Annotated in this window: 19 protein-coding genes and 3 pseudogenes; 13 read left to right on the forward strand and 9 right to left on the reverse strand. The window is 36.9% G+C overall.

What is annotated here, in order from left to right:
• The first annotated feature begins 51 nt into the window (after positions 1-51).
• The gene (locus QE177_RS14610; RefSeq protein WP_280552395.1) at positions 52-765 is read left to right on the forward strand and encodes a VUT family protein; all 714 of its coding nucleotides are present in this window, start codon (positions 52-54) and stop codon (positions 763-765) included.
• Entirely contained in the window at positions 743-1,471 is a 729-nt protein-coding gene (locus QE177_RS14615) for a metallophosphoesterase (RefSeq protein ID WP_280552397.1), read from the forward strand. Before QE177_RS14610 ends, QE177_RS14615 begins: the two co-directional genes overlap by 23 nt.
• Here QE177_RS14615 and QE177_RS14620 read toward each other — a convergent pair.
• Positions 1,468-1,989: a hypothetical protein gene (locus QE177_RS14620; protein ID WP_280552398.1), complete on the reverse strand. Its 522-nt coding sequence runs from the start codon at positions 1,987-1,989 to the stop codon at positions 1,468-1,470. The genes QE177_RS14615 and QE177_RS14620 overlap by 4 nt on opposite strands.
• Positions 1,990-1,991: 2 nt before the next feature.
• Positions 1,992-2,630: a helix-turn-helix domain-containing protein gene (locus QE177_RS14625; protein WP_280552400.1), complete on the reverse strand. Its 639-nt coding sequence runs from the start codon at positions 2,628-2,630 to the stop codon at positions 1,992-1,994.
• A 211-nt stretch (positions 2,631-2,841) separates the two neighbouring features.
• On the opposite strand from QE177_RS14625, the gene QE177_RS14630 reads away from it, so the two are divergent.
• Together QE177_RS14630 and QE177_RS14635 are read left to right on the forward strand one after the other, a co-directional pair.
• Positions 2,842-3,180 (forward strand): type IV conjugative transfer system pilin TraA, encoded by a 339-nt coding sequence (locus tag QE177_RS14630; RefSeq protein WP_280552403.1) that lies wholly within the window; start codon positions 2,842-2,844, stop codon positions 3,178-3,180.
• Positions 3,181-3,449: 269 nt separating this feature from the next.
• On the forward strand, positions 3,450-3,998 hold the full coding sequence (locus tag QE177_RS14635; RefSeq protein WP_280552405.1) for a hypothetical protein: 549 nt from the start codon (positions 3,450-3,452) through the stop codon (positions 3,996-3,998).
• 147 nt (positions 3,999-4,145) lie between these two features.
• Here QE177_RS14635 and QE177_RS14640 read toward each other — a convergent pair whose 3' ends face one another.
• Together QE177_RS14640 and QE177_RS14645 are read right to left on the reverse strand one after the other, a co-directional pair.
• The gene (locus QE177_RS14640) at positions 4,146-4,439 is read right to left on the reverse strand and encodes a type II toxin-antitoxin system RelE/ParE family toxin (protein ID WP_280552407.1); all 294 of its coding nucleotides are present in this window, start codon (positions 4,437-4,439) and stop codon (positions 4,146-4,148) included.
• On the reverse strand, positions 4,429-4,680 hold the full coding sequence (locus tag QE177_RS14645) for a plasmid stabilization protein (protein ID WP_280552409.1): 252 nt from the start codon (positions 4,678-4,680) through the stop codon (positions 4,429-4,431). The genes QE177_RS14640 and QE177_RS14645 overlap by 11 nt, the downstream gene beginning before the upstream one ends.
• An 81-nt stretch (positions 4,681-4,761) precedes the next feature.
• Between QE177_RS14645 and traD the strand changes: the two genes are divergently transcribed.
• Genes traD through QE177_RS14660 form a run of 3 tightly spaced genes read left to right on the forward strand, consistent with a single transcriptional unit; the run spans position 4,762 to position 11,760 of the window.
• Positions 4,762-6,804, forward strand: a complete 2,043-nt coding sequence (gene traD, locus QE177_RS14650) for a type IV conjugative transfer system coupling protein TraD (protein WP_280552305.1) — start codon at positions 4,762-4,764, stop codon at positions 6,802-6,804.
• Positions 6,805-6,815: 11 nt separating this feature from the next.
• A complete protein-coding gene (gene mobF / locus QE177_RS14655) occupies positions 6,816-11,207 on the forward strand; it encodes a MobF family relaxase (protein ID WP_280552306.1) in 4,392 nt (1,463 codons plus the stop codon).
• Positions 11,092-11,760 (forward strand): conjugative transfer relaxase/helicase TraI domain-containing protein, encoded by a 669-nt coding sequence (locus QE177_RS14660; protein WP_348519932.1) that lies wholly within the window; start codon positions 11,092-11,094, stop codon positions 11,758-11,760. The genes mobF and QE177_RS14660 overlap by 116 nt, the downstream gene beginning before the upstream one ends.
• Positions 11,761-11,883: 123 nt before the next feature.
• Here the strand turns inward: QE177_RS14660 and QE177_RS14665 are convergent, their stop codons facing one another.
• From QE177_RS14665 to QE177_RS14675, 3 genes are all read right to left on the reverse strand, one after another.
• A complete protein-coding gene (locus tag QE177_RS14665; protein ID WP_280552308.1) occupies positions 11,884-12,297 on the reverse strand; it encodes a type II toxin-antitoxin system death-on-curing family toxin in 414 nt (137 codons plus the stop codon).
• On the reverse strand, positions 12,298-12,552 hold the full coding sequence (locus tag QE177_RS14670) for a hypothetical protein (protein WP_280552309.1): 255 nt from the start codon (positions 12,550-12,552) through the stop codon (positions 12,298-12,300). It abuts the gene before it with no gap.
• Between the two features lie 61 nt (positions 12,553-12,613).
• Positions 12,614-13,009, reverse strand: a complete 396-nt coding sequence (locus QE177_RS14675; RefSeq protein WP_280552310.1) for a hypothetical protein — start codon at positions 13,007-13,009, stop codon at positions 12,614-12,616.
• Between the two features lie 510 nt (positions 13,010-13,519).
• On the opposite strand from QE177_RS14675, the gene QE177_RS14680 reads away from it, so the two are divergent.
• Positions 13,520-14,032 carry a lytic transglycosylase domain-containing protein gene (locus QE177_RS14680; protein ID WP_280552311.1) on the forward strand — a complete coding sequence of 171 codons (513 nt, stop codon included), beginning with the start codon at positions 13,520-13,522 and terminating at the stop codon, positions 14,030-14,032.
• A gap of 647 nt (positions 14,033-14,679) precedes the next feature.
• On the opposite strand, the pseudogene QE177_RS14685 reads toward QE177_RS14680, so the two are convergent.
• Positions 14,680-15,613 (reverse strand): annotated as a pseudogene (locus QE177_RS14685) (Rpn family recombination-promoting nuclease/putative transposase).
• Positions 15,614-15,767: 154 nt separating this feature from the next.
• Here QE177_RS14685 and QE177_RS14690 point away from each other — a divergent pair.
• From QE177_RS14690 to QE177_RS14705, 4 genes are all read left to right on the forward strand, one after another.
• Positions 15,768-16,283 (forward strand): J domain-containing protein, encoded by a 516-nt coding sequence (locus QE177_RS14690; protein WP_280552312.1) that lies wholly within the window; start codon positions 15,768-15,770, stop codon positions 16,281-16,283.
• 53 nt (positions 16,284-16,336) lie between these two features.
• Positions 16,337-16,891, forward strand: coding sequence for a hypothetical protein (locus QE177_RS14695; RefSeq protein ID WP_280552313.1), 555 nt, complete (start codon positions 16,337-16,339; stop codon positions 16,889-16,891).
• Positions 16,892-17,195: 304 nt separating this feature from the next.
• Complete coding sequence (locus QE177_RS14700) at positions 17,196-17,510, forward strand: hypothetical protein (RefSeq protein WP_280552314.1); 315 nt, start codon at positions 17,196-17,198, stop codon at positions 17,508-17,510.
• Positions 17,503-17,742 carry an XRE family transcriptional regulator gene (locus QE177_RS14705; RefSeq protein WP_280552316.1) on the forward strand — a complete coding sequence of 80 codons (240 nt, stop codon included), beginning with the start codon at positions 17,503-17,505 and terminating at the stop codon, positions 17,740-17,742. The genes QE177_RS14700 and QE177_RS14705 overlap by 8 nt, the downstream gene beginning before the upstream one ends.
• 354 nt (positions 17,743-18,096) lie before the next feature.
• Here QE177_RS14705 and QE177_RS14710 read toward each other — a convergent pair.
• Positions 18,097-18,456, reverse strand: a pseudogene (locus QE177_RS14710) (Shedu anti-phage system protein SduA domain-containing protein); the annotation flags it as partial.
• Positions 18,457-18,939: 483 nt separating this feature from the next.
• On the opposite strand from QE177_RS14710, the pseudogene QE177_RS14715 reads away from it, so the two are divergent.
• Positions 18,940-19,634 (forward strand): annotated as a pseudogene (locus QE177_RS14715) (IS6 family transposase).
• Positions 19,635-19,954 lie beyond the last annotated feature (320 nt).

Consider the following 19,954-nt stretch of genomic DNA (forward strand, 5'->3'; position numbering starts at 1 on the left):
TAACCAAAAACATAATAACAAGAAATATAAATAATCAGAGCTATATTTTAGATGAATAAATTAAATAATAATTTTAAATTATATGAATTTTTTATTGGTCTTACTGTTACAATAATGATCACCTGCGATACATTGGTATATAAAACATTCGATTTTTATTCTGTAAAAATTACTGCAAGTGGTATTATTTTCTCGCTTTGTTATTTATTATCAGCGATTACCACAGAAGTATATGGTTACAAAAAGGCGGTTAGAATTATTTGGATTGTTGTTGTTTGCCAATCGTTTTTTGTAATATTAGTTAATATATGTTCAGTAATTCAATTTAATAATAACCAAATTGCAGAAACCTATAAATTACTTTTCGGTGATTTTTGGCGAGTCATGATTGGAACATGGATTTCTGTTCCTGCCTCATACTTTGTTAACAGTTATATAATTAGCAAATTAAAAATTTATTTTCGCGGCAGATTATTTTTAATAAGATATATGATTTCAGCAATGATTGCACAAGCAGTACTTCTGATAACTGCTTATCCGATTAGTTTATCTTCTAAATATTCAATTATTGAGCTAATAAACATCATTTTGAGCACATGGACTTATAAAGTAATAATGTCCACTATCTTGTTACCTGTAGGCATTTTATTAGCAAAACAAGTCAAAAAAATAGAAAATATAGATATTTTTGATCACAATATTTCTTACAATCCAATGAAAGTTTTTAGCCGGAAAATGACAAATGAAAATAATACAACTTACTGATTTACATATTTTTGCTGATAAAACAAAAAAATTACTAAATATTGTAACTTATCATTCTGCTGAAAAAATTATTAATCATATTCATACCTATGAAAAAGACTATGATGCAATTATTGTCACAGGGGATATTTCTCAAGATGAAACAATAGCATCATATGAATTAGCGATAAAACTATTAAAGAAATTAAATAAACCTATTCACTATCTGCAAGGAAATCACGATAAAAAGGAAAATTTGGACTTAGTATTTAGCGAACAAAAACCAATAGAAGAATTATATTCATCTCATTGGAGCTTTATTTCTGTCGATACGGTTGATTATGGTAAAGATAGTGGATTCATATCCAATGATGAACTTAATAAACTAAAAAATAAAATCAGTATAAATGAAAAAAATAACATTGCATTAATTATGCATCATCATTGTTTAAAACTGGGTACACCGCTTATTGATGACTGTATGCTGTTAAATAGCAATAAATTGCTAGAAATTATCGATAAGGAGAAAAAAATAAAACTGATAATTTGTGGTCATGCACATAATGATTATAAATTAATCCATAAAAATTTCATACTCGAAGTTGCACCAGCAGTCTGCTTTCAATGGAAAAAGGGCACTAAAACACCTATTACTGAAAATTATTGTGGCTACAAAAAATACACTTTTTTAGAAAATCAGTATTTATCAGAAACAGTGTTAATTTAATTTTTTAAATTAATAACATTATTTTTATTTTCCTCTCTGTTTCTGGTCTTTAAAAGATTAATTTCAGAATATAGTTTTTTTGAAAGATTCCTACCATTATTAAGACCCGTATTATAGGCTATTAAAACAGCATCTTTAATATCTAGATCAAAAAAATTATCAATATTCTTGATAATGTAATCTCCTGAATAAGTAAATTTGTTATATTTATTTTTTATTTCATATTCATTTCTTCCTTTTTCAGAATAAATAGATAATTTTTTATTTTCAATCTTTAATTTACTATTCTCTTTTTCTATTAAAAGTAAGTTTTTGGGATGTATTAATGTTAAAAAGCACTCATTATTTACAATATCATTATAAGTTAATTCAAATAATTCATGGCTACCATATAAGTTAAATATATACACACAGTCATTATCTACACTCTTCTTATCAATTAAGATTAATTGATAACGAGGATTATAAGATTTTTTCAAAAAAGCAATAATCCTTTTAAATAACCTATCCTTATCCATAACTAAAAGCTTCTAATTTTTTTGATGACCACACCCAATAATTCATAGTTTTCATAAACAGACGGCGTTGATTCTAACGTAACTGGAGAGAAAGCTAGATACTGTTCTTCAATATAAATTTTTCGAAAAAAGGGACTATGGTTATTAATTTTAACAAGAACAATATCACCATCCTTAAACTTTTCATCCTTTGAAATTATACATACTGTTCCAGATGGAATATGTGGATACAAAGTATCATTATCAATTTTAATGGCAAAAAGTGATGAATGAATAGGGCTATCCACTTCCGCAATAAAAGTTTCTGCAAACAAACCATTTTCTATGAACTCATCAACATCAGATAATTTAATCAAAGGCATGGGTGCAACAGATACTCTGGCTAATGCACCTTTTTCTCTTTTTTCTGTCATCTCGCCAACAGTAACATTAAAGACTTTAGCTAAAAGTTCTAATGTCGTGAGGGTTGGATTTCCTACCCCTCGTTTCAAAGAATTGATAGTAGCAGTACCCAACCCTGTTAACTGACTTAGTTCATGGGTATCAATTTTTCGCTCATTCATGAGCCTCGTTATGTTATCAGCGACTATTTGAATAATTAAACTATTATTTTCTGACATTTTAATGTTCGAATTAGACATATTTTACAATCTCTGATAATATATTGTCTGACTTTGATTTTTTATAATCTTTGTTTGCGATTTTCATACAATTTTACCTTAAATGGATGCTGAACACATCAGGGAAACCTACAACACCTTATAAAATAAGGAGGTCAGCAACACTTTAATAAATAAAATATCAATTATTACCTAATTAATACCTAATCAGAAAATATAAGAGGAATTCTGCATGAAGTCCAAGTTTCTTTCGTCCCTAAAAACCCCGTTCAATATGGGTGCGGTAGCTGTGGTGAAAGCCTTTAAAAAACATAATCCTTTATTTTCACTGCCTTTTTTATGTAGCTTAATACTGTTGCCCGCAAGCTATGTTTTTGCTGAAGACTTATTTAAAACGGGTCAGGAAACCGTTAAAGACACTTTTGGTAAAGGCTCCACCGTTGTCTGGATTTTATACGTATTAGAAATTCTGGCAGCAGTATTCGCTTATATCAAAACTAAAAATCTGGCCGTCTTTGGCGGTATTGCAGCGGTTTCGGTTTTTGTTAACGTCGTTTTCGGACTTATTTAAATGAACCACCCTGAACGTTATCAGTTTCCGCTCACACTCTCCAATCAACGGCGTGTCTGTGGTCTTCCGCTAGATGAACTGGTCCTATATGTCCCATTGGCTATCTGCGCCATTTTCATCAACAGCTGGATATTCGCGCCCGCCTTAGCGGGTGCCATCATTGGTGTACGCCGGCTGAAAAGGGGAAAGGGCTCTCGTTATCTGTTATCTCTCTCTTACTGGTTACTACCAACGCCTGTGATGCGCTTTTTTATCAGCGGGATTAATTGATGAAATTTTTAACCTTTACCATCATGATTGTGACACTGGACTCATTATGTTTATTTGTTTTTAAACAGACCATCTCCATGCTCTTCATGTCAATAATGACTATCTGTGCTTTTCTCTGTTTTACCGCTAATAACTGGAAAATCTGTCATAAAACTATCAAAAGAACTGTAATTGGAATTTTTTGTACAGGTAGTGGATTAATACTATTACAAGACTATTTCCATATAACACCAGTAAATAATGAATTAACCATAGATAAGTTTTTTATTACTCTGATTACCCTTTGTTTTATCTTATTAATAATGGCTGTTTTCTATATCAAAAAATTACCCCTAATCAAAAACATTAAATTCAAACCCTCTATAGCTAATATCACAAAATTTTATAGCAAAATTTCACATTTAATTAAAAATACTCAATACAAAATCAACAATGAAAAATTCTATAAAACATCAGACAGAAAATATAACCCAGCAACAGGTTTTCCTATGAAAGGCGGTGTTGATATAGCTGGAAATCCCTATGGAACTAGGTTACATGATGATTAATCACTAATAGAAATAATATGGCATAATGAACCATCTAAAACAATATAGATCATTCAAAGGTAAATTTATTTTATTAAGAGTATATTAATAACGATATAAAATTATTTTTCAATCATTATCAATAATTGAAAAACTAAAAAGAATAAATTAATTAAAAATATTTCTATCCTTTGCCAAAATATAAACTTCTGAACGCTCTCTTTTACCAACGGCAATAACATAAACAGTTATCTTTTCATCATCAACTTCATATACAAGCCGATAACCAGAAGATCTCAATTTAATTTTATAACGGTTAATACTTCCACTTAATTTCGCAGAAATAATATGTGGATTTTGTAATCGCTCATTTAGTTTTTTCTTGAATTGCTCTTTGATCGGTTGTGGTAATTTTTTCCACTCTTTTAAGGCCCGTTTTTCAAATTGCAACTCATAATTCATTGATATCTACCTTAACAAACTTTGCATTATGTTTTCGTTTATCAACAATATCATTCAACTCAGCGTCTTCTAAAAGTTCTTGAAAATAAGCAAATAATTCAGGAGGAACACAATAAAATGCAGGTTCATTGTGATTCAAAATTGCGACAGCTTCACCTTCAGCATTTGCCATCGTACCCATCGGATTTTTTTTAAGTTCAGTAATACTAGCCACAGTATTAGTCAATATTCGATAAACCATTTCACCTACCTCAATATTTTTTAACACACCAATTATAGCACCATTAATAACACTATAAAAAGTTTTTTAATAGGATAATTTATGAGATTAAACACACGAAATGTCACTCAAGGTGGTCAGGTTTTTAAATACATGGTCGGTATGTTTTTACAAATCAACAACCTCATTGTTTATTGGATCCTGCTGCTATCTGTCCTCATTTTCATTACTTGGTTATGTATTCAAATGTCATTTGAACACCTTATCCATGGCAGCGCATATTGGTTAATCAAACATTTCATCACCCCTTTTAAATTTCTACCGCAGAATAATCCCTATACCTTTCATTGGACCCATCCCAGAACCGGGGAAATCATCGAATTAAAAAGAACTGCCAGCGAAGTCATGCAAGATAAATATTTCATTGCAACCGGACAACTACTTAAAGAAACCGCATTTTGGGGCTGGGGAATTGCCACCATCACCTTTGTGGTCGGCATTATTACCGTCTATTGGTTTTTAGGTAATAAAGGCGCCAAACAACGAAAAAATGACATTATTGGCGGACGATACCTTGCCAGTTCAGTCAACAAAGTTAACCAGCTATTAAAAGCAAACAATAAACTCTCACCACTTAAAATTGGTGATCTGCATCTGGTAAAAGACAGCGAACAACAAAATTTTGGCTTACATGGCACTGTCGGCACAGGCAAAAGCACCGTTATTAATGACCTGTTAACCCAGGTTAGAAGTCAGGCCAGAAAAGCGATTATCTTTGATAAAGGCAACAACTTTATTCCGCTTTTCTATCGAGAAGGTAAAGATATTATCTTAAACCCAATGGATGCCCGTTGTCCAAATTGGGATCTGTGGTTGGAATGTCAAGGCCGCGCTGATTTTGAAACCTTTGCCCTGCCGTTATTACCGGATGCAAAAAGTGGTGACCCTTTCTGGGTCATGTCTGCCCGCAGTCTATTTGTCGCCACCGCTGAACAATTACGCTCAGATCCCAATCGCTCAATCAAAAAATTACTACAAAATTTATTATCTATTTCCCTCGCTGATCTGCATGAGTTTCTACAGGATACCGATGCTGCCAACCTGGTTGATGGCAGTATTGAAAAAACCGCCATGACGATCCGCACCGTGTTAAGTGCTTATGTAAAAGCCTTGCGATACTGCCAAGGATTAGAAAAGGAGAATAACCCGCCATTTTCGATTCGCCAGTGGGTGCAAAATATTGATGCCGATGGCTGGATTTTTATCTCCAGCGACGGCCGCTTGCACGCAGCATTAAGGCCGTTAATCAGTACCTGGCTCAATATCACCATGCAATCGGTGTTGGCATTAACCCCCTGTCGGCAAAGACTCATCTGGACAGTATTGGATGAACTCCCCAGTCTGCACAAATTACCTGTCATTCTCGATTATCTCTCTGAAGCCCGCAAATTTGGCGGTGTTACCTTAATTGGTATTCAAAACTTCTCCCAACTGGAGGCTAATTATGGCCTACAGGAAGCACGCGCTATTTGGGATTTGGTAAATACCACGCTTTACTTTCGTGCCCCCAGTGGCAGTGTCGCTGAATGGGTACAAAAAGAGCTGGGTGAAACCCGGTTGCTCAAATTCCGTGACCAGTATAGCTATGGCGTTGATACCATCCGTGATGGCGTCAACTTCTCTAAAGAAGAGACCCGCGAAAAAATTGTCAGCTTCTCCGATATTCAAAACCTGGATGACTTACAGTGTTTTGTTTCGCTGTTGGGCAATGTGCCGATTGTTAAACTCACCTTAAAACACCAACAGTATAAAACCATCGCGGCTGGGAAAATAGAACGAGATATCACGGCCATTTTCGCTGATCGGGATGAACAGAAAATTAGCCAGCAACTGCAACAAAACAAAGCTGATGCCATCGCCAATAAGATCCTTCATCGGCCACAAAACAGAAACACCACCACAACCAATAACGACAGCTTACCTTCAGCAACCGCGATCACATTGCCATGGGAAATCCCACTAGAGGATGAAACGCAAAACAGGCAAATAAACGCAAACCAGAAAAATAAGTTAACCCACACCAATGACTATCAAGACCTGACCAACAATCTGGCTAAAAAAACCGAACCTGAAAGAGAAATGTGAGGCGCAATAATATGCTAACCGTATCGAAAATTACTCATTCTGCTGGCGCTGCTAACTATTATGAGGAGAAAGACAACTACTATTTTAACGGCACCGATAACACGCAATGGTTCGGCTCTGGCGCCACAACGTTAGGCTTACAGGGAAATGTGAGTAAGACAGATTTTATAGCGTTACTTGATGGCAAATTACCTAACGGCAGCTCACTAACGCACCTATCAAAAGGCAAAAACAACCACCGAGCCGGTTATGACTTTACTTTTTCCGCCCCTAAAAGCGTTTCCGTGTTGGCATTAGTGGCAGAAGATAAAAAGGTGCTGGAAGCACATAAAAATGCCGTCACAAAAGCGTTAACTGAGATAGAGTTAATGACTTCAACTCGTACCATGCATCAAGGGATAAGCCGTTTTGAACATACCGGCAACCTAATCGCGGCGCTTTTTCTGCATGACACCAGCCGCAACCTTGATCCCCAGCTCCATACCCATGCCGTAATTGCCAATGCCACACAAAATCACCAAGGAGAATGGAAAACCCTATCATCAGATCGGCAAATGGGACAGGGATTTGTTGAAGTCACCTGGAATAATCAGGTGGCATTAGGTGCCTTATATCGTCAGTTCTTAAAAGAAGATTTACAACAACAAGGTTATCAATTTATTACTGTCGGCAAAAATGGCCAATGGGAAATCAAAGGCGTCCCAACGGAACCTTTTTCCAGCCGCCGCAAAGAAATCATTGATGCTGTCGGCGAAATGGCTTCAGCCAAGCAAAAAACCGTCGCCACCTTAGACACCCGACAGAAAAAAGATTTCGCTAATATTGAAGCTGTGCGGCAAGAATGGAAACACAAATTGCATCAAAGTGGTTTTGATAAAAACACGCTCATTCAATCACTAACAGCAGAAAAACCCGACCCACAACAAAAAATTACGCTCCAACAAGCCATTCAGGCAGCCATCACTCAGCTAGAAATCCACCATAGTAAATTCACATACGATAAGCTGCTGACTCAGATCATCAATCAAATACCTTTCCAACCGGGCATGATCAATAAATTAAGAACCGAAATTAGCCAGTTTATTAAACAAGGCATCTTGATCCCGGTAAACAAAAACAGCACCGTTTTAACCAGCGCCAATCAGTTAAAACAAGAAAACACGGTGGCTCAATTAATCAGTAGCTTAAAAGAGAAACCAAATGGATTAACATCAGCTCAAAATAGCCCATTGATAACCAATATAGTGAAAAATGGCGTGGATATTAATCTGGTAAATTTAAAAGGTGATACCACTCATCACCTCAATGCGTTAATGGCTATTGATAGCCTAGCGAAGGAAAATGGACGCCAACATATCATCATCGTGCCCAACATCACGTGCAAAAAACATTTAGCCGATGAAATAACAAGCAACATTCCCATTATGACTTTAAAGGACATAGCACAATCGCCACCAAAGGTTGAAAAAACACTATTTAGCCTTTATCAGTCAGAAAAAATTAGGCTGGCTAATATACAGCCACTACTTGAAAGGGTTAACCAACAAAATGCCACTGCGATTATTTTTGATAGTGGAATCGGAGCACAGATAGGTCTCACGAAAGCGATTGCCAAGAATTTAGATATAGCAGAAATCCCTTGTCAGCAGGCGAATAACCACAAACAACTCTATTTTATTGAGCAAGTTGACAAACGCTACCGCCCACAGCTGGCGGCAAATTATTATTGTCGGTTATATGCCAGTAACAAACAGGCCATCATTCAGACGGGTAGCCAAAAACTTAATAATGAAATCACCAACAAAACCCGCCAAACCTTAATCGATAGAGGGCTGTTATCACAACAATCCCTGACCGTATTAAATAAAAAATCCATTTTTCTTGATGCCGCTAACCGACATAGCCGTAACAGCTATCGGGTAGGTAACCTGTTGGAAAAAACCACTGGTGAAAAAAAAGAAAGTTTTATTATTAAAGAGGTTGATAAAGAAACGAATACCTTATTACTACTCAATTCTGATCAACGCTATAGCCGACTTGCCATTAACAAAATCTCGCCAGACTACCAGCTCTATCGCACAGAAGCGCTGGAGCTGCGCATTGGCGATAAAGTGAAATCATTAACCAACTTCGGTAAAAATATTCAAGGAGGTAAAACCTTTACCATCACCAAACTAAAGCCTGGCAATTTTCTGTTTCGTGATAGCATCACTATGGAAGATAGCAACGGCAACCGAGTCTCCTTTACCAACAAAACAGAAACTAAACTGGATTACCACTATTGTGAATCGTTAGGCAACAGCTTTTCACGCACCAAAACTGTCATTGCCATCACTAATGATCGGGAGCTAAATAATACCACCATTAATCAAATCAAACGCAGTGGCAAAACCGTACTTGCCATTACCGGACACGATAAAGCCAGTATCGACAAAAAAATTGCCTTAAACGATGTAAAAATGCAGGCTATCAGTAAAGACAATATAGATTTAGCCAACCCGAGCAATTCAGCCCAATTTACCCTCGATACTGACCTGAAAAAAGCCATCGATACCGCGATTGATAAGGTAACGGGCTCACAAGTCTTTTTTAATGGTGCTGCCGCCATCACAAAAACCTACCAACTCTTACCCAATAGTTCATTTGAACAAATCGTCACTGAATTTGAAAAGCGCGTCACTCAGGGTGAGTTTATTGCCGTTGATGGCAGTCTTAATACCCTGATGGGCAATTTTCTGGCAAAAACCAGCTTTGACCGAGAAGTGATGATCTTAAAACATATCTTAACAGGCAAAAATAACCAACTGTCGCTGATTAAGCCAAATCAGCCCATTGCAACAGCAGGATTAACACCAGGACAACAAAAAGCGGCGGAAAAAATTTTACGCTCCTCGGATCAAATTATCGCTATTCAGGGATATGCCGGCGTGGGAAAAACAACCCAATTTAAAACCGTCGCTCATGCACTTAAACATAATCGCCCTGATATCACGCTAACCGGATTAGCACCAACCCATAAAGCCGTTGCGGAACTAAAAGCCGCCGGCATTAATTCACAAACTATTGCCAGCTTTCTTAATGAAAATAATCCCTTAACAAACTTTGAAAATAGTCTATTTATCATTGATGAAAGTTCAATGATCGGCAACAAAACCTATGTCACCTTATTAAATAACATTACCGCCCAAGGCGGCCGTATTGTCCTTGCTGGTGACCGCCAACAACTTAAATCTTTTGAAAGTGGCGTGCCATTTAAATTAACCCTGGAACGTAGCGCCGCTGACGCCATTGTGATGCGTGAGATTGTCAGACAAACGCCAGCATTAAAACCAGCGATTGAAGCGGTGATAGCCGGCAATATCAAACAATCCCTTGCAGTGATAGCCAGCATTCCACCCACTACCGTTAGTCGAAATAGAAAAAGTGATCTGCCAACCCACTCCGTTATCGACCTGAAAGAAAAAAAGCCGGATGAAAAAATCACGGCAATCGTGAATGATTTCACCAGCAGGACCAAAGATGCTCGAGATAATACCTTGATTGTCACGCCATTAAACCGTGACAGAAAAGCCATTAACCAAGCCATCCATCAAACGCTTTACCAACAAGACTCCCAAAGCCTGACCATCCCAATCTTACAACGCGTCAATCACCAGCCTGCTGATTTGAAAATGACGGCATTTTGGCAAGCAAACAGCGGTAATATTGCCAAAGTTAATCAAACCTATTATACCATCGGCGATATTTCACCGTCTGGAACCCTTGCACTCGAACAGCAGGATAACCGTCAGGAGCGTTATCTGTCGGTCATGGAACTTAACCCTGATAGCGTTACCCTTTTTCAACCGGATAACATCACCGTTAGCCAGGGCGAAAAAATCAGACTCACCCTAACGGATAAAGAACGCTTGGCCAGCAATAATGAAACCGGCATCATCAAAAAGATCAGCGGCGATAGCTTGTTGATTGACTTTAATGGACAAGAACTGAAATACAACCCGATACAGGAAATGGCTGACCGCCATCTTGACTACACATATGCGGTCACCGCCTACGCATCACAAGGCGCTTCGGTACCTTATGTAATTGTTTATGATGGTGCCAGTGATAATAAAGCGAAACTCGCCGCCCTGGACAATACCTATGTCGAATTTTCCCGCAGTAAGGCCCATGTCCAGGTATATCTGGATGATGCGGAAAAATGGATAAACCACATCGAAAGCCACAGTGGCGAAAGATTAACCGCCCATGAATTGATTAAACGCCAGGATGACCAGCTGGCAGCTAGTGAAAAAAAATCTCTGGCAGAAAAGCAAACTCATCACACAAACGGCCTTAGCAAAAAAAATAGCGCCGGTGATAACCGAGACTGGCCGGCTGAATACCATGACAAAATCAGCTGAAATTTTATTACCGGTTGTCAATGAAAACGGCATTCAGCGCGGCAACTATCATTTACCGGTTGGCATCTACAGTGGCAAGCTGGATTTTAACAATGGCACTTATCAAGGGGCCGATGACGGCAAATATATCATCCTGCAGAAAGGTGATGAAAACAGCCAACCAAAAACCTATCAAACCGACCAATTACAAAGTGCTTTACAGCAGACAGAGCCTGAGCAAGCCATCGTAATTGAAATTAATAGCCATCCAGATAACAACCGTGAAGACAAAACAATCAACAAAATAACCACAGAGGAGCTGGTAGCTGAGAGCAAGGCATTATCCCTGGAAATAAACGAGCTAGCACGCAACGATGAAAATAACCTCTCTCCTGATGAAATCCATCATGAAAAAACCATAGAAACAGCAGATTTATCCCTTACTGATGAATATAACCTGGCAAAAGATGAGACTGAAACCGATAAGGAGACGAAACGATTAGGCAATGATGAAGTCAACATTTTACATCATAAATCCACTGAAAAAACCAAAGAGAAGGAGTATGGGGATTAAATAGATACAAACTAAATGTATTAAATTGACAATTCTAATTTAAAAAGCGCTATTAGTTTCAATATATCATTAAATAAAAATTAATTCGGATGTCCCAAATAATTCTACCTTTTAAATTGTATTTCATTGCTCATAGCTTGATATAGTCTCAGGTAGTAAATCATCACCATAATCAGATAGAATTTTCAAAGCAAAAGCGGTTTTTTCAAATTCAGCTGCTCCCGTTGCCGCGAAAATAGTGAGTTTTATAAGCTCAAAAGAAGGATTAAGTTGATGTTCATTCAACATCAAAAACACACTGACAGCCTGAAATGCAGTCCGTTTATTCCCATCATAAAAAGCATGGGCTCTGGCAATAGCTATCAAATACATTGCAGCTAACTCAAATATATCATTACATTCATCATAATCTACCAAAGCAATCACTCGATGTAGAGCACCTTCAAGTCTATCAATATTAGAAATACCACCGCTAGATGGAAGTGTCGAACGTTGGATTTCAATTACTTCTTCTGTAGTCAAAAATCGAATACACATCTATTTGTCTTCCAGTGCCTTGATAATATGTGCATAGTTCTTTTTAGTTAGCATCAATGCTTTTTTAAATGTTCCAGAATTCTTTATTTCATCATTTTTTAATTGTTTATGTACTGAATTAGCATTATTACCACCATTTTGAATGATAATATCAGTCTTCCCTTTTTGAGTTACAATAATGCTCTCGCCATTACGTATATCCTCTAGAAAGCCTGATAGTCCTGCTCGTAACTGTGTATAAGTTATCTTCTTCATAACCCCTCCTAATGTACATGTACATATTAACAAAAGAGCTCGCTGAATGAAAACTGAAATTTTATTTTTCTTTAAAAAAATAACTGAGTTTATATTCTATCTCTTCCAGGAACTTTTGATAATTTTCATCTGACATATATTGTGAGGCTTTTTCTTGATCCTTCTTGGTTGCATAAAACAAAAGATTTTCCATAAATTCGATTTTTAAAACCGATTTAGCGATAAGCGCTAACTTATCATCTAATGTAATTTTCGGTTCTGCATTGTCCTTATTATCCCTTCTTTTCTGCATTACAAGACAACCAATTTTTAACATCTCCATGGCAATAACAGTACGATTAGAAGTGGAGTTTGGTTCACCATCCGCGCGTTTCTCCGCTACTAACTGGTCAATTTGTTGCAAAACTGAATCGGGAATAGGTAATGATAAGCGGTATTTATTTTTTGTTTTATCCATGCAGAATTCCTCAACCCTTTATTATGAATCAACTTTTACACTATTATACATTAGATTATAGAATCTACATAGCATCTATTGGAATAAAAATGAAACAGGTTAATTTATTTATTAATAAAATCAATTAATTAAAAAAACAAAAAGAATCTAAAAAGATTTCATAAAGAATCTTATAAGAATCTTTTTAATGAATTTGTTTTAAAATCATAATGATGCTTTTAATAAGCCATATAGATTCTATATAGAATCTATTCATCAGAGATAAAAATTAGGTTATTTTAAATAAATAACTTATATATCATTAAGTTAAAACAAAATATTTATTTTGCGTGTGGTGTGTAAGTTAGCAGTGAAAAAAGCGATTTAGCGAGGCTAATTAGAAAAAAATTAAGGTAATATCTGTTAAAAAAATTTTCAAATTATGGGCGACAATATGCCTAATTGTTTATTATAAATAAATCGCTGTAGGCGATAAATTCGCTTTTAATTTGCTACTCAATATGAACTAAAATGAAAAAAATACATTTTTTATTCATCACACTTATTGCAAAAACCGCAATCGCTGATTGTTTTGACAGCGCAGGCAAGTATTATCAAATCGATCCTGATTATTTAAGGGCTATCGCCTGGCAAGAATCAAAATTCAATCCAAAAGCAAAAAACAAAAATAAAGATGGTTCATTCGATTTAGGTATCATGCAGATTAATACCAAAACATTTAAATCAATAAAAAAAGAATATCCCACATTAACGGAAAATAATTTATTAATTAATCCCTGTTTGAATATTCATCTAGGGGCAATGATATTAAATCGAAACTTTGCGGCCTATGGCAAACACTGGTTGGCAATTGGAATGTATAATGCGGGGATGCGTAATGCTAATTCGACGATTGAAAATCGTTATCACTACGCGCAAAAAGTTTATAATCACTATAAGAAAATAAAAAGTGGAAAAATAAAAAAATCATCAGTTATTAACCTAGCTGATTCTAGAAGTAATCAAATCAACAAAGATAATTAATCACCCATTACACTCTTGCATCTTCACGCGCCATCGTTACCTCAAAACACAAAGATACTTCAAACTGTTTACAAACAAAAGCAATTACCGCTACTCCTCATTTTTAGTTATTGCCATTAGTTGTTCTAACAGCCATCGGCCTGTTGCTCAATCACTGTCGATTCTTTTTTAACCCATCTTTCAGAAAGCTTTTGAGCGGCGGTTTTGACATTTTGTGTATTCATGCTCACCACAGGGTGGGACGTCCTTAAAGCGCTGGCAAAAAAGCGGCCAGCGCGGTTAATGCGGCGCGTCTAGTATGGACGCTGCAAGCTGGGTTTTACAATTGCTAGTCACTATCCATGTAGACAACACCCGCGTTGTTATCCACGGCTGCCAATTTTGTTGAGCAGGACATACCCACCCCAAAAAGTGGGTATGTCCGTCGCGTACGGGTAGGCGAAGTCGTACCTGCAACAAAATCAAGCGATGGGTAACAACGCTCTGGAGTGATTGGCTCGATGCTAATCAGTACAGATAGGCGTTTATTTCATGCGAATAGGAATTGATTATTGAAAATAACTTTTTGATGAACAGGGGATACGCTATTTCTTCTAAGAAACAGTTCCGTGGCATGTTAGACTTAATTTCTCGCATTCGATCATACTTTAATCTTTAAACAGGTTTCTTAATTCAGACTCTGACAACCCAGTAAATTTCATCACTGACAGCCTGTTCATACCACTTTCGAGCATCTGCTTTGCTATCTCAAGTTGTGCTTCAAGTTTGCCTTTTTGCATCCCTTCTTGAATGCCTTCAAGTTTGCCTTTTTGAATACCTTTTTGTTCACCCTCACGGCGTAACTGTTCTGCAATAGTCATTACGACCTCCCGATAATCATCCGCTTTTTCCGCAATCTGATGCAAAAACTGTTTTGCATCCGAAGTATTCCCCCGCTCAACAATATAATACATTAATCCTTTAAACAACTCTGGCTGTATTACATACTGATTTAATAAGCCTGCTATCTCCTGACTAAATTCTAGCATATCACGTGCTCGGATATGTTTCATCACTAACTCCATCAGCGCAACACGTCGATGCTTTATGATTTCCTCGTCAGGAATGGCTGTAACGTCAACTAGCGGGAACGCCTGAGTATAAACAGATTTTGCCAGTTCCGGATCAGCAAAGCAATCAAACCAATCTGCACTATAAGGATAGGGGGAAGTTTTACCTTGATAGAACAGTAGCGGTATTACGACCGGCAACATTTTATTACCTTGTTCAAGATGCCGATGCATCGCAGCGACGGCATAACGCATCAGGCGAAATGGCATCAGCTTTTCAGGGCGGCTCTGATGCGAGAAGGCAATAGACATACCCCTTTCCTGTTGTCGTTTGTACAGAATAGAGCATATCAGAGCACTGACTACGCAGGTCTGGTTCAATAAAACTACCGGACTCCATTGCCAACGTACTAAAATCACACAATTTGCGAATATTTTCAGGCAAATGGATTTCCAGGAAATCCTTTGCAATCGTAATATCGCCAAGAAACTTCTTAAACAAACTATCATGATGAGAAAGTATTTTTTTCATCGCTACAGTATAAACTTGAGGGGTAACCCTTGCGATAATTTTTATAGCAAAAAACAAAAATAAAAACTTGCTATTACTGACCATAGTCAGTCTAATATCTAGAAGGTAAGGGATCCCCCATTACCCACCATAGCCCCAACGGGCAGGAGAAAAAATGAACATACAAGAAGCATTAAATGTATTTAATCTATCAGGTGAACTAACTGAAAAAGATATCAAGACCACTTATAAAAAACTCGCATTAAAATATCATCCAGATCGTAATCCTTTAGGCACTGAATTGATGAAAGCGGTTAATACCGCCTTTGATTTTCTGATGGCTAACATTGAAAAAATTAATCAGTTTCAAAGTACAGATAACAATGCTCGTTACAATTACGGTGAAGAACTTGAAAATGTACTAACAATACTTTCCGGTTTGCCTGGAGCGATATTTGAAGTCATCGGTAACTGGGTATGGATCAGCGGCGAAACCCTAGAACATAAAGAAAAATTAAAAGAAATTGGCTGCAAGTGGGCAGCAAAAAAGAAACAATGGTTCTATCGTCCAGAAGAACATAAAAGTCGTTTTAACCGTAAAGAACATACAATGGACGAGATCCGCGAAATGTATGGAACAGATGGCCGCCGAAAAGCAAAAGGCTGGTATCGCGTAGAAGCCAAGGCATAACCATCAAAAGCGGGGCGGAAGCCCCTTAAATATCCATACTTGGAAGAAAAAACATGAGTAATAAAACATTTAAATCTCAATATTCATCGCTTTTTGAACGTGTATGTATTTTCTTGGGAAACGGCTGGCGCATTGATAAGCTAGAACAAAATTGCGCTCACCGTTTGAAACTAACAAGCGCTAACTATCGTCATTACGCTATCTTTGCCAGATTAGAAAACAACAGAATAATACTCACTGGTAGTATTGACTACTATTACTATAGATATGCAAAATCGTCACAATGTACTGTATCACCCATGCGTAGTGCTACAGCTATTGCAAAAGATATTAATCGAAAAATATTAATAACGGCCATCAATGAAATAAAAAAAGCTAATGATTATCATCAAGAAAAACAACAGGATGATGAACATCGGCAAATTGTAAAAGGCATGCTAAGGCGTTTGGTAAAGCTGACGCCATGTTGGAACACGATGACTGGTTTTAACACATCGAATGGTATAGATGGAACTATAAGAGAAAGCTACAAGGGATATGGGGTTCAATTTAATGGTCTGACAACCGAACAACTCATCAAGTTAATTGGGTTTGTCTCTGTGCTATAAACAACCCTTATACAACTTAACCAGGCTGGCTACACTGAACAAAGCCAGTCAGGTACATCTGTTTTATTTTTAATGCCCTTAAGGGCATGGAAGGCGCAAAAAATTATTACAAGAGATTGATGAAACCAAATTGCGCCGATACGTGAACAAAGTGAACAACAAGACTAATATAACGCACAGGACACCACGTTAGCGCCCCTGCTAGACGCCTTTGAAGTATTATGACAATTAAGTATTTCAAACTATAACCACTATCGAAGCCGGTAAATTATTATAGGCTTTGATCTTTTAATAAAGGCAATCCATGATAAATAAAAATGTATTAAACACCTTATATGAAAGAAAGGGTATTGGAAATAGAACATTTAGCGTGACATGTACAAAAGAAAACCAAGATTATTCATTATGTTGTGAAAAAAAAATAAAAATCAGATCAAAAACCAAAATATCTGATCCTAAAAAGTCTACTAGTCGTAAAACGATTTTTAGTATTAGTATAAAAATAGATGACTTGAATGAAATTGATTATGATAGATTTTTTTCTTCATTACCTAATGAAGAAAAAGAAATTTTTCATAAACTTGTAATAAAAATTGCAGAAAAAATAAACCATGACTGATATTGCACTAACTGCTGAAACTGTAAAACGATTGCGAGTAAAAACGGGATTAACCCAAAAAGAGATAGCTAAGTTATTTGGCATATCACTGAATTACTGGCAACGAAAAGAGTTAAACCCAGATAGCGCACAACACCGTAAAATCTCCAAAAGTGAATATACCTTATTACTATTACTCGCCGGAGAGCATCCTGACTTTATTCTGCAAAAACGTGGTCATTTGGAAAAATGACTCAGACTGAGACAAATATTAACTCTCTATGAGTATAACTTTAACTACAAGGTTAAAATTAAACCAAACAATGACTCAAACTGAGTCAAATAAAAGTAACATTATTAATTTTATAGATTTTTTATGGAGTAGTATTAAACGTAGTATCGTACACCACCGTGATATGAGCAGGTATCTAGCCCTTTGGATGTTGAAAAAGAACCATCATTGCATATCGCTTTTATATCTGGATTGTTTGAGTCGTTTGTTATATATGGGGTTCTACGCCGGAACACCGGAAAATCCCACTACTAAAATTAAATTTTTTTCACAATAAATCAATTAGATATTGATTCAGCATCGCCATTGAGAGAACTATCCACACAGAAAACTTATCCCCCTAACAGAGCCAGATACTGACACATCAGGCGTATGTCTAACCATCATGCTAATGATATTTTCTAGTCTTCTAATTAAGTCATCGTAAGTCATAATATCCATTATATTGGCGTATTTTCGACCAATAATTTCAAAATCAAAATGTTGTTCATTGGTGAATTCATTATCGCGCCCAAGCAAGAGCAATGCTTTTGGGTTGGCGATCTTTAGTGTAATATCTTTAGGGAGTTCTTTTTTGCGTTTCTTATAAATTTCCTGTTCTCCAGCATAACCCCATTTACTCAGGTGGAATAGATACTTTTCTGCCTGGATGATTGTTCCAGACATCTCATTTCCCGGTGCATGGTTATCCCGATATTTACCATGAGAAAGTAGATTATTCGGAAAAGGCTTTTTATTTCGATAATGTCGACATTCCCATTAGCATCGACCAACATCAGGTCAATATACCGCTTACTTACCTTATCGCATTTTGAATAAAAATCCTTAATATGAACATTTTCGAGTACTGCAATGTACTTGGGAAAGATAAAAAGCAATAATTCAAGAATTTTTTCCTGCCAAACCTTTTCCTTATAACTACCCACATAATTTAGCATATGTTTTAGTTCAGCAAGGATGTATTTGAACTTTTGAATCTCAAAGCTTTGAATAAGAAGTCTACCTTGCGACGTCTTTGTGACAATAGCCGGCTTCTTCGCAAGATAATTATTTAGTTGTTTTTCTGCATCCGACAACGTACCAAAATAAGGCACTGTTGCAAAGATCGGCTCGAATTGCGGATAATCATTCCTAACAATTTAATTAAAGGTGCCCCACATGAATGTTTTTAAAGGTCGACACTTTACCCGCGACATTATCTTGTGGGCAGTACGCTGGTACTGTAAATACGGCATTAGTTATCTGAGCTGCAAGAGATACTGGCCGAACGCGGTGTGCATGTTGACCACACCATCCTCTATCGCTGGGTTCAGCGTTATGCAGCTGAAATGGAAAAACGGCTGCGGTGGTACTGGCGTAATCCTTCCGCTCTTTGCCCGTGGCACATTGACGAAACGTATATAAAGGTGAATGGCCGCTGGGCTTATCTGTATCGCGCTGTAAGAGCGTACTCTGGATTTTTACCTTGCACCACGGCGTAATAGCAAAGCGGCATACCGGTTTCGGGGTAAAATTTTAAACAATGTAAAACAGGGGCAGATCCCAGGCGTTATCAATACGGATAAGTCTCCGCCATACGCTCCGGCACTCACTCGACTTAAACGAGAAGGTCAATGTCCGCCTGACGTTGAACATCGACAGATTAAGTACCGGAATAACGTTATCGAATGCGATCATGGCAAACTGAAACGGATAGTCAGCGTCAAGCTAGGGTTTAAATCGATGAAGACAGCTTATGCTACGATAAAAGGGATTGAAGTGATGCGGGCGCTGCGTAAAGGTCAGGCGAAGTCTTTTACTTTGACCATCCTCTTGGCGAGATGTGTCTAGTGAATAGAGTCTTTGAAATGTAAGACCTTCACCAACAAATAAGGCCGCCGCATCACGATCTTTGCAACAGTGCCATTATATCTGCTTGTAGTACAAGGTTTACAAATCGATCTTATCAAACAGGCTGTTTTAATGCGACAGAACCGCCAAAAATACTATTCATAGTACATCACTTTTTACCAAGTGATCGCATAAAGGAGTATTGTTTTTTCTTGTAATGCGGATTTTAGATGATGAATACATATCACCTTATAAAATTTAAAGTAAAGAGCAAAGACTTTTTATCGACTTCAATTTACAATCAGCTTAGTTCATTTTGGAGTATTGTAAAATTATAAATCGC

The organism is Arsenophonus sp. aPb (assembly GCF_029873475.1).
GTDB lineage: Bacteria > Pseudomonadota > Gammaproteobacteria > Enterobacterales > Enterobacteriaceae > Arsenophonus.

Bases quoted from the DNA above. Each gene is read 5' to 3' on its own strand.
- QE177_RS14705 (WP_280552316.1), top strand. From the start codon at position 17,503: ATGACTGATATTGCACTAACTGCTGAAACTGTAAAACGATTGCGAGTA.
- QE177_RS14635 (WP_280552405.1), top strand. From the start codon at position 3,450: ATGAAATTTTTAACCTTTACCATCATGATTGTGACACTGGACTCATTA.
- QE177_RS14645 (WP_280552409.1), bottom strand. From the start codon at position 4,680: ATGGTTTATCGAATATTGACTAATACTGTGGCTAGTATTACTGAACTT.
- QE177_RS14625 (WP_280552400.1), bottom strand. From the start codon at position 2,630: ATGTCTAATTCGAACATTAAAATGTCAGAAAATAATAGTTTAATTATT.
- QE177_RS14670 (WP_280552309.1), bottom strand. From the start codon at position 12,552: ATGAAGAAGATAACTTATACACAGTTACGAGCAGGACTATCAGGCTTT.
- QE177_RS14695 (WP_280552313.1), top strand. From the start codon at position 16,337: ATGAGTAATAAAACATTTAAATCTCAATATTCATCGCTTTTTGAACGT.
- QE177_RS14690 (WP_280552312.1), top strand. From the start codon at position 15,768: ATGAACATACAAGAAGCATTAAATGTATTTAATCTATCAGGTGAACTA.
- QE177_RS14675 (WP_280552310.1), bottom strand. From the start codon at position 13,009: ATGGATAAAACAAAAAATAAATACCGCTTATCATTACCTATTCCCGAT.
- mobF (WP_280552306.1), top strand. From the start codon at position 6,816: ATGCTAACCGTATCGAAAATTACTCATTCTGCTGGCGCTGCTAACTAT.
- QE177_RS14680 (WP_280552311.1), top strand. From the start codon at position 13,520: ATGAAAAAAATACATTTTTTATTCATCACACTTATTGCAAAAACCGCA.
- traD (WP_280552305.1), top strand. From the start codon at position 4,762: ATGAGATTAAACACACGAAATGTCACTCAAGGTGGTCAGGTTTTTAAA.
- QE177_RS14620 (WP_280552398.1), bottom strand. From the start codon at position 1,989: ATGGATAAGGATAGGTTATTTAAAAGGATTATTGCTTTTTTGAAAAAA.
- QE177_RS14630 (WP_280552403.1), top strand. From the start codon at position 2,842: ATGAAGTCCAAGTTTCTTTCGTCCCTAAAAACCCCGTTCAATATGGGT.
- QE177_RS14700 (WP_280552314.1), top strand. From the start codon at position 17,196: ATGATAAATAAAAATGTATTAAACACCTTATATGAAAGAAAGGGTATT.
- QE177_RS14615 (WP_280552397.1), top strand. From the start codon at position 743: ATGAAAATAATACAACTTACTGATTTACATATTTTTGCTGATAAAACA.
- QE177_RS14610 (WP_280552395.1), top strand. From the start codon at position 52: ATGAATAAATTAAATAATAATTTTAAATTATATGAATTTTTTATTGGT.
- QE177_RS14665 (WP_280552308.1), bottom strand. From the start codon at position 12,297: ATGTGTATTCGATTTTTGACTACAGAAGAAGTAATTGAAATCCAACGT.
- QE177_RS14640 (WP_280552407.1), bottom strand. From the start codon at position 4,439: ATGAATTATGAGTTGCAATTTGAAAAACGGGCCTTAAAAGAGTGGAAA.